The 12,692-nt window shown below is 50.8% G+C and carries 11 protein-coding genes and 1 other RNA gene; 7 read left to right on the top strand and 5 right to left on the bottom strand.

The features are described from left to right. Window positions 1-20: 20 nt before the first annotated feature. The 4 genes from OB13_RS06280 to OB13_RS06265 form a co-directional block, all read right to left on the bottom strand. Complete coding sequence (locus OB13_RS06280; protein WP_461489299.1) at window positions 21-1,328, bottom strand: NupC/NupG family nucleoside CNT transporter; 1,308 nt, start codon at window positions 1,326-1,328, stop codon at window positions 21-23. Window positions 1,329-1,430: 102 nt separating this feature from the next. Then, window positions 1,431-2,033: a bifunctional nuclease family protein gene (locus OB13_RS06275; RefSeq protein WP_461489298.1), complete on the bottom strand. Its 603-nt coding sequence runs from the start codon at window positions 2,031-2,033 to the stop codon at window positions 1,431-1,433. A gap of 18 nt (window positions 2,034-2,051) precedes the next feature. Continuing rightward, window positions 2,052-3,032 (bottom strand): electron transfer flavoprotein subunit alpha/FixB family protein, encoded by a 981-nt coding sequence (locus OB13_RS06270; RefSeq protein ID WP_461489297.1) that lies wholly within the window; start codon window positions 3,030-3,032, stop codon window positions 2,052-2,054. Window position 3,033: 1 nt separating this feature from the next. Further along, entirely contained in the window at window positions 3,034-3,774 is a 741-nt protein-coding gene (locus OB13_RS06265) for an electron transfer flavoprotein subunit beta/FixA family protein (RefSeq protein WP_461489296.1), read from the bottom strand. A gap of 68 nt (window positions 3,775-3,842) precedes the next feature. Here OB13_RS06265 and OB13_RS06260 point away from each other — a divergent pair, with 68 nt between their 5' ends. Together OB13_RS06260 and OB13_RS06255 are read left to right on the top strand one after the other, a co-directional pair. Further along, complete coding sequence (locus OB13_RS06260; RefSeq protein ID WP_461489295.1) at window positions 3,843-4,175, top strand: tetratricopeptide repeat protein; 333 nt, start codon at window positions 3,843-3,845, stop codon at window positions 4,173-4,175. Window positions 4,176-4,366: 191 nt separating this feature from the next. Then, window positions 4,367-4,597, top strand: coding sequence for a hypothetical protein (locus OB13_RS06255; RefSeq protein WP_461489294.1), 231 nt, complete (start codon window positions 4,367-4,369; stop codon window positions 4,595-4,597). A gap of 278 nt (window positions 4,598-4,875) precedes the next feature. On the opposite strand, the gene OB13_RS06250 is transcribed toward OB13_RS06255, so the two are convergent. After that, entirely contained in the window at window positions 4,876-8,319 is a 3,444-nt protein-coding gene (locus OB13_RS06250; RefSeq protein ID WP_461489293.1) for a pyruvate carboxylase, read from the bottom strand. 315 nt (window positions 8,320-8,634) lie between these two features. On the opposite strand from OB13_RS06250, the gene OB13_RS06245 reads away from it, so the two are divergent. The 5 genes from OB13_RS06245 (at window position 8,635) to OB13_RS06225 (ending at window position 12,558) form a co-directional block, all read left to right on the top strand. Beyond that, complete coding sequence (locus OB13_RS06245) at window positions 8,635-9,354, top strand: SDR family NAD(P)-dependent oxidoreductase (RefSeq protein WP_461489292.1); 720 nt, start codon at window positions 8,635-8,637, stop codon at window positions 9,352-9,354. Between the two features lie 100 nt (window positions 9,355-9,454). Beyond that, on the top strand, window positions 9,455-10,420 hold the full coding sequence (locus tag OB13_RS06240; RefSeq protein WP_461489291.1) for a DUF2279 domain-containing protein: 966 nt from the start codon (window positions 9,455-9,457) through the stop codon (window positions 10,418-10,420). 212 nt (window positions 10,421-10,632) lie between these two features. Further along, complete coding sequence (locus OB13_RS06235; RefSeq protein ID WP_461489290.1) at window positions 10,633-11,595, top strand: DUF2027 domain-containing protein; 963 nt, start codon at window positions 10,633-10,635, stop codon at window positions 11,593-11,595. Window positions 11,596-11,787: 192 nt separating this feature from the next. After that, window positions 11,788-12,244: RNase P RNA component class A (rnpB, locus tag OB13_RS06230), an RNA gene on the top strand. 122 nt (window positions 12,245-12,366) lie between these two features. Beyond that, window positions 12,367-12,558 carry a hypothetical protein gene (locus tag OB13_RS06225; RefSeq protein ID WP_461489289.1) on the top strand — a complete coding sequence of 64 codons (192 nt, stop codon included), beginning with the start codon at window positions 12,367-12,369 and terminating at the stop codon, window positions 12,556-12,558. Window positions 12,559-12,692: the final 134 nt, after the last annotated feature.

Here is a 12,692-nt window from a genome sequence, read left to right as displayed (position 1 = left end):
TTTTTATGACCGGCTATACCTTAGAAATCAAGGCTGAACAACATACCGGCCACCGTAGCTGACATCATACAGGCGATGGAAGCACCCAGCAGCGACAGCAAGCCTAACCGGGAGATATTCGCCTGCTGGTTAGGGGCCATGCCGCCTATACCTCCCACCTGTATGGCGATGGAGCTGAAATTGGAAAATCCGCAGAGGGCATACGTGGCCATGATGATGGATTTGGTTGAAAGGTTACCCGCTTCCTTCATGCTTGCCAGATCCAGGTAAGCTACAAATTCATTAATAGCGGTTTTCTGCCCCAGCAAACTGCCTACCTGCAGGGTGTCGACCCAGGGAACGCCCATCACAAAGGCAACTATCCGGAAGATCTGTCCGAGAATATACTGAAGCGAAAATCCGTTAAAACGCCCATCTGTACTCGAGACCACAAATTCATTCAACCCTACTGCTCCACCCAGCTTCAGGAGAATATAGTTCAGCAAGCCGATGACCGCGATGAAAGCTAGCAGCATACCGCCCACGTTTGCAGCCAGTCTTAAGCCATCTGCTGCCCCCTTTGATACCGCATCGATGATGTTGACCCCAAGCTGCTCTTCGTTTACTTCCAGATTGGTATTGATTTTATGGTGTTCCGTTTCCGGTACCAGCATTTTGGCCATTACGATACCAGCAGGTGCGTTCATGATAGAGGCCGTGAGCAGGTGGGCTGCAAAAATCGTCTGTTGTTCAGGGTCTCCCCCTCCTAAAAAGGACACATATGCTGCCAGTACCCCGCCGGCCAGCGTCGCCATACCACCGGTCATGAGGCACATAAGCTCAGAACGCGTCATACGGGGGATGAAGGGCCTTACCAGCAACGGGGCTTCTGTCTGCCCCATGAAGATGTTTCCTGCAGCTGAAAGGCTCTCTGCACCTGACAAACGCATGCCCTTCGACATCACCCAGGCTATCCCGTACACGATTTTCTGCAAAACCCCCATATAATAGAGTCCGGAGGAAATAGCCGAGAAAAAGATAATGGTGGGCAATACGGAGAAAGCGAAAATGAATCCGAGGCCACCGTTCTGAGCCGGATCAGCCAAATTACCAAACAGGAATTGTGCCCCTTGGTTTGAAAAGCTCAGGAGTTTGACGAAAGCTCTACTAACAAAAGCAAACCCATCTGCTACCAGCGGCACTTTTGTTACCAGTACACCGAACAGGATTTGCAGAAACACCCCATAGGCTACCAGTTTCCAGTCAATGGCTTTCCTTTTGGTGGAAAACAAATAACCGATTGATAATAGAACAACTAAGCCTATTAAACCTCTTAAGACATCAAACATATTTTGGCTAAAAATTTGACAAAAGTAAGGCTAATATCCATTAAAAAAAATAATCCTGCCCTTAGTCTAGGCAGGATTATCCAAGTACATGTATTGTTAAAATCAGTTTCGCTTGTTGAGCTCGTCCCGGATCTTGGCAGCCCGTTCGTAGTCCTCTTTTTCGAGGGCTTCGTTGAGCATTTTGTTCAGATCTTCCACGGAGGTCTGGTTGAGCGGCTCCTTGGAGCTGGAAGAAGCTGCCGGTGTGCTGCTTTTCACAGCCATTTCATCGCTTTCCTCTTCCTCATCCTCCAGGTCACTCAGGATGATGCCTGCCTCTGACAACACGCTCTCCACCGTATAGATAGGAACTCCAAAGCGCAAACCGATCGCGATCGCATCCGAAGGGCGGGCATCGAGTTCAAAATCCTTGTCTCCATTCGTACACATGATCTTGGAATAGAACACCCCTTCTTTCAGGTCGGAGATCAGGATCTCGGTTATATTGACGCTCACCTGCTCGGCAAACGATTTGAAAAGATCGTGCGTCAGCGGCCGGTTCGGATTTATTTTTTCTATCTGTATCGCGATGGACTGTGCTTCAAACATACCTATAATGATAGGTAGCCTTCTGTTGCCATCTCTCTCCCCTAGCACCAGCGCAAACGATCCCGTCTGTGACTGGCTGGATGAGAGCCCAAGTATCTCTAACTGAATTTTTTTCACAATTAAGCTCTTCTAAGTCTATTTGTCCAAAGCCTTGGCAGCTTCGATTAATTTAGGAACGACCTCCAGCGCATCGCCAACTATGCCATAATCAGCAGCTTTGAAGAACGGCGCTTCCGGATCCTTATTAATAACGACAATCACTTTAGAAGAGTTAACCCCTGCCAGGTGCTGGATGGCACCCGAGATGCCTACCGCGATGTACAGGTTAGGGCTTACCGTAATACCCGTTTGCCCGACGTGCTCGTGGTGCGGACGCCAGCCAATGTCTGAAACAGGCTTGGAACAAGCGGTCGCTGCGCCCAGTTCTTTGGCCAGTTCTTCGATCAGGTGCCAGTTCTCAGGACCTTTCATACCACGTCCGCCCGATACCACGATCTCCGCCTCCGGCAGCAGTACGCCGCCTTCGGTATCCTGCATGACCGTTTCTTTCGGAGCCGCTGCAAAATCCGTTTCCGCCAGGTCAGCCGAGAGTTTCTCTACGGTGGCCGTGCTACCGCCATTGCTGAGGATGTCGGTGCTGTTTTTCTTCACGGCGATGATCTTCACATCCGAAGTCAGGTTTACATCGGCAAACGCTTTGCCCGAGAACACACCGCGTCTCACGGTAAAGGTGCCACCCTCTATTTTAGGAAGTTCGGTTACGTTGGTAGCCAGCGAACCATTCAGGCGAACGGCCAGTTTGGAACCTACTGCTGCCCCGATGTTGGAGTTAGAGAATACGAGCACTTTCGCATTTTCCTGCTGTGCCGCTTTCGCGATCACCTTCACATACGCATCCGCTACGAACTGCTTCAAGCGGTCATCGGCATCGTAGAGCACTTTGCTGATACCCTGCTCGCCGAGCCTGGCCAGCGCCTCTTCGTGCACATCACCGATCGCCACTGCCGTAGCTGTGGTACCCAAGGCCTGGGCCACCTGGCTGCCGTAGGATGCTGCCTCCAGCGAGGACTTCTTGATCTCTCCGTTTAGACCTTCTACAAATACCAGAACAGACATATTATAGAATTTTAGCTTCGTTTCTCAATAATTTAATTAATTCACCGGCATTGTCCGCGTCGATCATCTTCACCCCGCCTTTTTTCTCAGGCCGGCTGTAGTTCACGTACTCTGATTTTGCCTCGCCCCCGGCAGCTTCCACTACTTTCAGTGGTTTAGTGCGGGCCGTCATGATACCGCGCATGTTCGGAATGCGGGGCTCACACATGGGCTGCTGGGCACTGGCTACAAAGGGCAGCTTTACTTCCACCACTTCTTTGCCACCTTCGATCTCGCGTTCGAGGCGGGCGGTGCTATCATCTACCATGTCCAGCTTGAAGGCCGGTGTTACCGAAGGTATACCCAGCATCTCGCCTACCATGTTGTGCACCTGGAAGCCGTTATAGTCAATGGACTCTTTGCCCATTAATATCATGTCGTAGCTACCTTCTTTGGCAACGGCAGCTATCTGCTGTGCTACAAAGAAAGCGTCTTTCGGGTGTGCATTCACACGGATGGCATCGTCTGCGCCAATGGCCAGTGCCTTGCGGATGTTTGGCTCAGCATCGGCCTCTCCTACATTGAGAACCGTTACACTGCCTCCTTTTGCCTCTTTCAGCTCTATGGCTCTGGTCAGTGCGTATTCATCCCAAGGGTTGATCACGAACTGTACCCCGTTCTTATCGAATTCCTTATTATCGCCAGTAAAGTTGATTTTGGATGTGGTATCCGGAACGTTACTGATGCAAACTAATATTTTCATGGTTAGAAATGTTAGCTTATTAAAAGTTAAATTTGTTGCGAAGTTAGTTAAAATATAGCCAAATAGAAATGTCTCAAAACAGATTAGAACAACTCTTCAAGTTTCTGGAAGAAGACCCGACCGATCCCTTTACGATCTATGCTATCGCTACCGAATACCGCAACAACGATCGGGAAAAAGCTTTGGGCTATTACGAAAAGCTTTTGACTGAACACGAGCGTTATGTGGGCACTTACTATCATGCCGCCAAGCTATACGAAGAGCTGGGTCAGAACGATTTAGCTGAGCAAACCTACAAAAAAGGTATGCTGATTAGCCGCCAGGAAGGTAACCTGCATGCCTTCTCTGAACTGCAGCAGGCCTACAACAAATTTGCGGGTCTGGACTACGAAGACGAATAACCATCTCCGGTGATCAGCTTGTTTCAAAAATAGTATGCATGCAGCATAATCACAAGAATAAAACAGGCTTTCTGCCAAATTGTTTGCTGTTGGCTTCTGTAGGGTACTTAATAAAGGGACGGAAGGTTGGCTTTCGATTTAAATAGATGCTGCTCAGATGAGAAATTCATTCCATCGCCAGATATAGCTTTATGAATTTAAAAAAGATAGAGTTAAAACTGCCTGGTTTTCTCCTGTTTTTCATCTTCCTCGCTTCCTGTACTCCCCTGAAACAAAGTGAAGAAATTACTCCACAGGAACTTGAAAGGCAACAATGGATGAAGGATTACGCTTTCTGCAAGTGCCTGGCAAATTCTTTGGGAGAGGAAATTGCAAAAGAAATCAATGCAGTGGATGCCTCTAAGGGGTCTTGTTTGACATAGCGGATTTAGGCAGAAGTGTTGAGCAGCTCGACAGTATAACGCAGGCTTTTGTTTCGAGAAAACCCACAGGGCAAACGGCAGAGCACGGTGGCAAGAACCCTTACATCTTTAATTGCCTCCTGTTTCAACGCTCACCGGAGTTGGATGCCTTCGTTCACTCCTTGCAATAAGATTTAAATTAGCAGCGGCAGCTTCGCAATTTTTGAAGCTGCCGCTGCTTTTACGCTATACCTATACTTTGAGGTATAGCGCCTTCAATTTAAACAAACCTGCTCATCCTACGACAGGGTCAGCACCAGATCGTCCGTATTCACCAGCGTGCCTTCCGCCAGATGGAGGTTGGAGATCTGGGTATCTTCCGATGCGGTGATGGTGGTTTCCATCTTCATGGCTTCGATCACAAACAGCGGCGTGTTTTTCTTGACCATCTGCTCCTTCTCCACCAGGATCTTCGATAAGAGTCCCTGCAGTGGTGCCCCGATGTGCTTCGGATTGGCTTTGTCCACCTTCAGGTGCTGCACACGCTCTACTTTCACAGACTTATCCCGCACTTCTATGTTACGGGTCTGGCCGTTGAGCTTGAAGAAAACGGTACGAAGGCCATCTTCATCCACGTGCCCAAGCGACTGGTACTTGATCACGATGGATTTGCCACGGGCAATGTCAATGATTGCCTCCTCCCCTTGCTGCATGCCGTAGAAGAAGAGGCGGGTCGGGATCTTGGAGACATTGCCATACTGCTCGTAGTGCTTGTGATAGGCCTCGTATACCTTGGGGTATAGCTGGTGCGACAGGAAGTCGGTATACCTGGTCTGCTTCCCGAATTTTTCCTGAAACGCTTTGAACTCCCCTTCCAGGTCCACCGGCTCGAGGTGCTCGTTTGGCCGGCTCTCGTAAGGCTTTTCGTCTTTGAGGATGATGGACTGCAACTTTTTCGGGAAACCACCAGCCGGCTGGCCCAGGTCGCCCCGGAACAGGGACTGCACCGACTCGGGGAAAGAAATCTGATCGCCCCGCTCCAGCACATCCACCGTGGTGAGGCCATTGGACACCAGGTATAGCGCCATGTCGCCAACCACTTTGGAGCTAGGTGTTACCTTGACCAAGTCTCCGAAAAGCTGGTTCACTTCCGCATACGTTTCCTTGATCTCTTCCCACTTATCGCCCAGCCCCAGCGCATTAGCCTGCGGGCGCAGGTTCGAATACTGCCCACCCGGTATCTCGTGGCGGTATACCTCGGCCGTACCGGCTTTGAGGCCGGACTCGAACGGATAATAATACTCCCGCACCGTTTCCCAATAGTTGGAATGGCGGTTGAGGCTCTTCTGATCGAACTCGCGGTGCCGCTCCTGGAAGCGCATCATCTCCACAATGGAATTGAAGTTCGGCTGCGAAGTAAGCCCCGACATAGCCCCCAGTGCTACATCCAACACATTCACTCCTGCCTCGATCGCTTTGAGGTAGGTAGCAGACTGGACAGAAGAAGTATCGTGGGTGTGCAGGTGGATCGGTAGCTTCACGGTATCGCGCAACGCCTCCACCAGCAACTGCGCCGCAAAGGGCTTCAGGAGACCGGCCATGTCTTTGATGGCCAGGATGTGTGCGCCCGCGTCTTCCAGTTGCCTGGCCAGTTGCAGGTAGTAGTCCAGGGTGTATTTTGTTTTGGCCGGATTGAGGATGTCGCCGGTATAGCAGATCGCGCCTTCGGCCAGTCCGCCCGTGCGCTTGCGCACAAAGTTGATGCAGGGCTCCATGCTCTTCATCCAGTTCAGGGAATCGAAAATGCGGAAAATATCCACGCCCGTCTCCCAGGATTTCTCTACAAAAGACTCGATGAGGTTGTCCGGATAGGCCTTATACCCTACCCCGTTCGAGCCACGAATCAGCATTTGCAGCAGGATGTTAGGTATAGCTTCGCGAATCTCGGCCAGTCGGCGCCAGGGGTCTTCGTGCAGGAAGCGCAGGCAGACGTCAAAGGTGGCGCCTCCCCATACCTCCATGCTGAAGGTCTGCGGATGATCCTTGGCGTAAGCCTCGGCGATCTTAAGCAGGTCGAAGCTGCGCATACGCGTCGCCAGCAGCGACTGGTGCGCATCCCGAAACGTGGTGTCGGTATAATGGATCTGTTTCTCGCTACGCAGCCACCGGGAAAATTCATCCGGCCCCAGCTTCGTGAGCAGGTCTTTGGTGCCCGGCTCATAGGGTTTATTCAGGTTGAAACCTTGGAAATCCGGCTTGGAGAGCACCTTGTTCGGATCCGGTTTTTTTACATCCGGGTGCCCGTTCACGTTCACATCCGCCAGGAAAGTGAGCATCTTGGTTGCCCGGTCCTTGCTCTTCTTGAACACAAATAATTCCGGATGATCCTTTACAAAATCCACCGTGGCATCGCCGGCGACAAAAACCGGATGGGTGATGATGTTCTGCAGGAACTGGATGTTCTGCTTCACACCCCGGATACGGAACTCGTCCAGGGTACGCGACATCTTCATGGCGGCGTGGCGCAGGGTGGGCGCCTGGGCCGACACCTTCACCAGCAGCGAATCAAAGAAGGGGCTGATCTTGGCACCCTGGTACACACTGCCCTGATCGAGGCGTATGCCGAAACCACCGGCACTGCGGTAGGCAATGATGGTACCGTAGTCCGGTTTAAAATCATTTTCCGGGTCTTCGGTGGTAATGCGGCACTGAATGGCTACCCCGTTTGCCCGTACCTCATGATCCGGCCCCAGCAGCACTTCCTCGTTGTCCAGGGTATAGCCGTCGGCAATGAAGATCTGTGTTTTGATCAGGTCAATGCCGGTGATCATTTCTGTGACCGTGTGCTCCACCTGTATGCGAGGGTTCACCTCAATAAAGAAGATGTTGTTGGTATCCGGCTCCACCAGGAATTCTACCGTGCCCACGTTATTGTAGTTGACGGCCTTGCATATGCGGATGGCATAGTCGTAGAGCTGCTGCCGTACTTCACGGTTCAGGCTGATGGCCGGGGCTACTTCCACCACTTTCTGAAAACGGCGCTGCACGGAGCAGTCGCGCTCGAACAGGTGTGTGATATGACCATAGTTATCGGCCACGATCTGCACCTCGATGTGCTTGGGATTCACCACATACTTCTCCAGGAAGAGTGTGTCGTCACCGAATGCTTTCAATGCTTCATTTTTGGCTTCAAAGAAACCTTTCTCCAGTTGCTCATCATCCCGGATCACACGCATACCCCGGCCGCCCCCGCCGGCCGCCGCCTTGAGCATAAGCGGATAGCCGATCCGATGAGCTTCTTCCAGCGCTGTGTCAATTGTATTCAGGTCCAGGTCGTTGCTCTGGATAACGGGCACATCGCAGCTCACAGCTACTTTCTTAGCCGATACCTTATCGCCCAGGGAGCCCATCACCTCGGGCCTCGGGCCAATGAAGATGATGCCATTCTCGGCACATCTGCGGGAAAAGTGCTGGTTCTCGGACAGGAATCCATACCCGGGGTGGATCGCATCTACGCCGTTTTCCTTGGCAATCCGGATGATGCCATCGATGTCGAGGTAGGGTTGCAGCGGCTGGTTGTCTTTGCCGATCTGGTAGGCCTCATCGGCTTTGTAGCGGTGCAGCGAGTAGCGGTCTTCGTAGGTATAGATGGCTACGGTCTGGATATTCAGTTCTGTACAGGCCCGCAGAACACGGATGGCAATTTCGCTGCGGTTAGCGACAAGTACTTTCTTTATTTTCATATAAGGTGAGATGGAGGGTATAGCTGTATGACATAGTTCTTTTCCCGGGGTATGCAGGTTCGTTCTTCGCGCTTCTGCATGCCATTTATTGCTGACAAAATGCTGATAATGCTGATGGAACAGGCTGGGTTATGCGGCTGCCTGCTGCTGTGAAAACTTCTGTTAATACAGTATTTTTCTTTATAAGGTTATACTTCTAGAAGGCTATACCTGTCTTGTTTTCACTGTCCTTGCATAACATCTACCTCCAACACTATGCCATCAGAACATTGTTTGAAGCTGTCAGTTGTTACTGCATGAACATTCTAAAATCACATGCGCTTCGATCATAAAAACATACTGCTGATAGGCGGCACTTCAGGTATAGGCCTGGAGACGGCCCGGCTGCTCAAAAAAGAGGGCGCAGATGTGCTCGTAGCTTCCCGTAAAAATTCGGCAGAACTACAGGAACTAGGGATAGAGCACCTGGAGTTGGATGTGCTACAGTTCGACCCTGCCTTTGCCAGCAAACTACCTGCCGAAATCCATGGACTCGTATACTGCCCCGGTACGATCAAGCTCAGGCCTTTTGAAAGGCTGACAATCGAAGACTTCAGACAAGAGTATGAGCTGAATGTAATCGGCGCTATACAGTCAATCAAGGCTGTACTGCCGCTCCTCAAGAAATCGAAGCAGGCCAGTATTGTTTTGTTCAGCACGGTAGCCGCCCGTTTGGGAATGCCCTACCATGCTTCCATCGCCTCTTGCAAGGCTGCTCTGGAAGGCCTTTCGGTTTCGTTGGCAGCCGAATTTGCGGTAGCAGGTATACGTGTTAACGCCATTGCTCCTTCCCTGACAGACACCCCCTTGGGTCAGCCGCTGCTCAATACATCCGAAAAAATGGAAGCTGCCAATAAACGTCATCCCCTGGGCCGCGTAGGTCAGCCTGCAGACCTTGCCAGTGCAGCCGCATACCTGCTCAGCGACGAGTCGGGCTGGATGACCGGTCAGATCCTGCATTTGGACGGAGGAATGAGTTCAATAAAAATAATCTGAAAATTTTCCGCAAGTAAGAGAAGGTTGCACCGGCAAGATCTGCTTATGAATGGATGATAAGCCACGCTTGAAGCACCACTAATTAACATACTCCTGCTTGATGAAGCCTGCAAGGGCCTTGCTATTGCCAGGGGATGTGTATCTTTGGGCCATGTCCAGAATTCCGCACCTGCTCTTGCTTTGGATTTGTTTTGTGCTGTCGCTGCAACCATTGCAGGGTATGGCCGCGGGCGCACCGGATACCACGACAGTTCCGGTCAACAAGCAGCGGCTATGGGTGTTGGGCACCGGTTTTACAGCGGGGTATACGGCCATGCTCGTTTCGCTTAACAATACGTGGTACCAGGATCAGGAACGAACCAGCTTTCACTTCTTCAACGACAACCGCCAGTGGAGGCAGGTGGACAAGGCAGGGCACTTCTGGGGTGCCTTTCATGAGAGCCGCGCAGGTATAGACCTGCTGCGTTGGGCAGGCGTTCCGGACAAAAAAGCAATACTATATGGTGGCTTAACCGGCATCCTGTTGCAAACTCCCATTGAAATTTTTGACGGCTACCAGGCAGACTACGGAGCTTCCGTAGGTGACCTCATCGCAAACACAGTGGGAGCTGCCGGTGTGGTGGCCCAGGAGCTGGCCTGGCGCGAGGTACGCATCATGCCTAAATTCTCTTTCCAAACAACACAATACGCCGCAGAGCGCCCCAATGTGCTGGGCAGCAGCCTGGCAGAGCGGGCGCTGAAAGACTACAATGGCCAGACCTACTGGCTGTCGGTAAATGTAGGTAGTTTTCTGAAAGAGGAGAGTAAGTATCCGAAATGGCTAGGTATAGCAGTAGGGTATGGAGGGGAAGAAATGGTGTACAATGATCCGGAGACTAACCGAGCCCTTGGTTTAAGCGCTCACCGCCAATACTACCTGAGCCCGGATTTGAACCTGATGCACTTCAAAGGCCGCAGCAAGTTGCTCAACACAGCCCTCTACGTCCTGAGCATTATCAAGATCCCGGCCCCCGCCCTGGAGTATAATCGAAAAGATGGCTTTCAGTTTCACCCGCTCTACTTTTGAGTTTAAGACAGTTTAACCTTAAACCGGCTCAAACCTCGTATCTTTGTTTAGCAGAATGGATTCTGAATGTATTTCACCTTTTCTTCTCACCAGAGTAGCAGGGTATAGCTATACTTCATTACAATTCATTCGCACTAAGTATAGCAAGTACACCAATGGCCGCATCTGTTAAGCGGCTCAAGGTATACCTATCAAACTTTAACCATAGCACTATGAACGTAGGAGACCGCGTGCGCCTGATGTCTGGCAGAGAAGAGGGCATCATCACACGCATACTGGATAATAATATAGTCGAGGTTGCCATCGACAACGACTTCACTATACCTGTCACCCGAAGAGAAATCGTACTGATCGCGCCGGAGGAAGCAAAGGCTTTTCGGGGGCAGGTCCAGGAGCAGGACACTATTAAACCTTCCGCACGCCGGGAGCCACCGGCACCGGTGCTGGCCGAAAAAGGCATTTACCTGGCTCTGGTCCACCAGTCGGAAGAGTTGCTGGCCGCTACCATCATCAACAACACCGACTACGATGTGTTGTTTACCAGCGGCGAGGACCGTAACAATCTCTACCGTGGCCTGCACAATAACAAGCTCGGCCCGAAGGCAACACAGGTGATTGCCCATTACCATCTCAAGGATTTTGAACAATGGCCCAGTGTGATCGTGCAGTTCCTGCAGCATCGGAATGGTGGTCCTGCTCTTTTTGAGCCGGTGACCAAACGGGTGCAGTTCAGGGCCAATTCTTTTTACAAAAGCAAAAAAACAGCCCCGGTTGTCAACAAAGAAGCTTACCTCTTCCAGCTCGATACCAAACCTGTCGCAGTCGATCCTGACAAAATAAAAGAGCAACTGGCCGCTTCTCCTTCTGCTCAGGAAACCTTTAAGCTGCAGGCGCCGGAGCACGAAATTGATCTGCACATCGACAAACTGGTAGAGGACTACAGCGGTATGAGCAACAGCGCCATGCTCAAACTGCAGCTAGAGCGTTTTCAGGACGCCCTGGAGCGCGCGATAGCCGCCAACATGCACGAGATCGTTTTCATTCACGGCACCGGCAACGGTGTACTGCGCAAAGAAATTCAGAAGATCCTGAGCCGCACACCAGGTATACGGTTTTTTGAAGATGCCCGCAAAGAGAAGTTCGGCTACGGTGCGACCCTTGTGAGGCTGAGATAATTTCTAAATTGTTGATTGTTAAATTGTTTTAATTGTTGTTTTTGTGCAGCTCTTTTGTCTCATAGACATAGGGCTAAGAAGGCCGCCACCAGATAATTTCGAATGTCCGTAATTTGAACCATTAACCTCTGCCAACAATTTATCAATTAAACAATCAACAATTAAGTATACCTTTGAGGAATTAAAAAATTAACAGCAAGCCGTCTTATCGCCGCTCCACCTGGAGAGGAGGAAAGTCCGGGCAACGCAGAGCATCCTACTTCCTAACGGGAAGGGGCTTCTCGGGAGACTGAGGGGCTACAGCTAGTGCCACAGAAAAGTACCGCCCTTCACAGTGAACAAGAAACAGTGAGCAGTAATCAGTTTTGCTGGTAACTGTTTGCTGGTAACTGATCACTGAAAAAGGGTAAGGGTGAAAAGGTGCGGTAAGAGCGCACCAGTGGGCAGGTGACTGACCCAGCTGGGTAAACCTTAGGAGTTGAAAGACCAAATAGGCTGGCAGCGCTTCGCTTCGGCGGGGCTAAGGGCTGCTCGTCCGATGTCAGTGGGTAGGTCGATGGAGCCTGTGCGCGAGTGCAGGCCTAGATAAATGATAAGACGTATGGTTTCGGCCATGCGACAAAACCCGGCTTACAGGCTTGCTGTTATTTTTAATTCTCTTCCTCACTCCTCCCCCATCTATTTATTACTTTCTGATCAATCCGCCAGCTTGGTACTTATACCCTTCTTTTACTTAACATATTAAACGCACTTTCAGATTTTGACAGCGTAATGGGTCCTGCTATACCTATACCTATACCTATACCTATACCTATACACGATTCGGACTGGTCACGGCCTGTCCCTACAAAACTAACCTATACCTGCATTGAGCGATCACAGCTTTGGATCGGGGCACTTCTCTCACAAGCAATGAATCAACTGCCAACCTATACCTCCGGTTTTTGTATCTTTGCGCGCTAATGACAACAGCCAATGACTGACCTGAAACTATACGATCCATTCCCGAAAATGCAGTTCAGCGATGAATTCTGCTTTTTGTGCGGAACACCTATAACGATAGAGCAACGAACACCAGTTTTTGCTTCCTGGCTACA

The organism is Pontibacter sp. HJ8 (assembly GCF_054824225.1).
This window is presented reverse-complemented; position numbering and strand designations above follow the sequence as displayed.

What these genes read in the sequence shown, in the direction of transcription:
- OB13_RS06255 (WP_461489294.1), top strand. Translation starts at nt 4,367, where the DNA reads ATGAATTTAAAAAAGATAGAGTTAAAACTGCCTGGTTTTCTCCTGTTT.
- OB13_RS06240 (WP_461489291.1), top strand. Translation starts at nt 9,455, where the DNA reads ATGAAGCCTGCAAGGGCCTTGCTATTGCCAGGGGATGTGTATCTTTGG.
- OB13_RS06260 (WP_461489295.1), top strand. Translation starts at nt 3,843, where the DNA reads ATGTCTCAAAACAGATTAGAACAACTCTTCAAGTTTCTGGAAGAAGAC.
- OB13_RS06265 (WP_461489296.1), bottom strand. Translation starts at nt 3,774, where the DNA reads ATGAAAATATTAGTTTGCATCAGTAACGTTCCGGATACCACATCCAAA.
- OB13_RS06225 (WP_461489289.1), top strand. Translation starts at nt 12,367, where the DNA reads ATGGGTCCTGCTATACCTATACCTATACCTATACCTATACCTATACAC.
- OB13_RS06250 (WP_461489293.1), bottom strand. Translation starts at nt 8,319, where the DNA reads ATGAAAATAAAGAAAGTACTTGTCGCTAACCGCAGCGAAATTGCCATC.
- OB13_RS06280 (WP_461489299.1), bottom strand. Translation starts at nt 1,328, where the DNA reads ATGTTTGATGTCTTAAGAGGTTTAATAGGCTTAGTTGTTCTATTATCA.
- OB13_RS06245 (WP_461489292.1), top strand. Translation starts at nt 8,635, where the DNA reads ATGCGCTTCGATCATAAAAACATACTGCTGATAGGCGGCACTTCAGGT.
- OB13_RS06270 (WP_461489297.1), bottom strand. Translation starts at nt 3,032, where the DNA reads ATGTCTGTTCTGGTATTTGTAGAAGGTCTAAACGGAGAGATCAAGAAG.
- OB13_RS06235 (WP_461489290.1), top strand. Translation starts at nt 10,633, where the DNA reads ATGAACGTAGGAGACCGCGTGCGCCTGATGTCTGGCAGAGAAGAGGGC.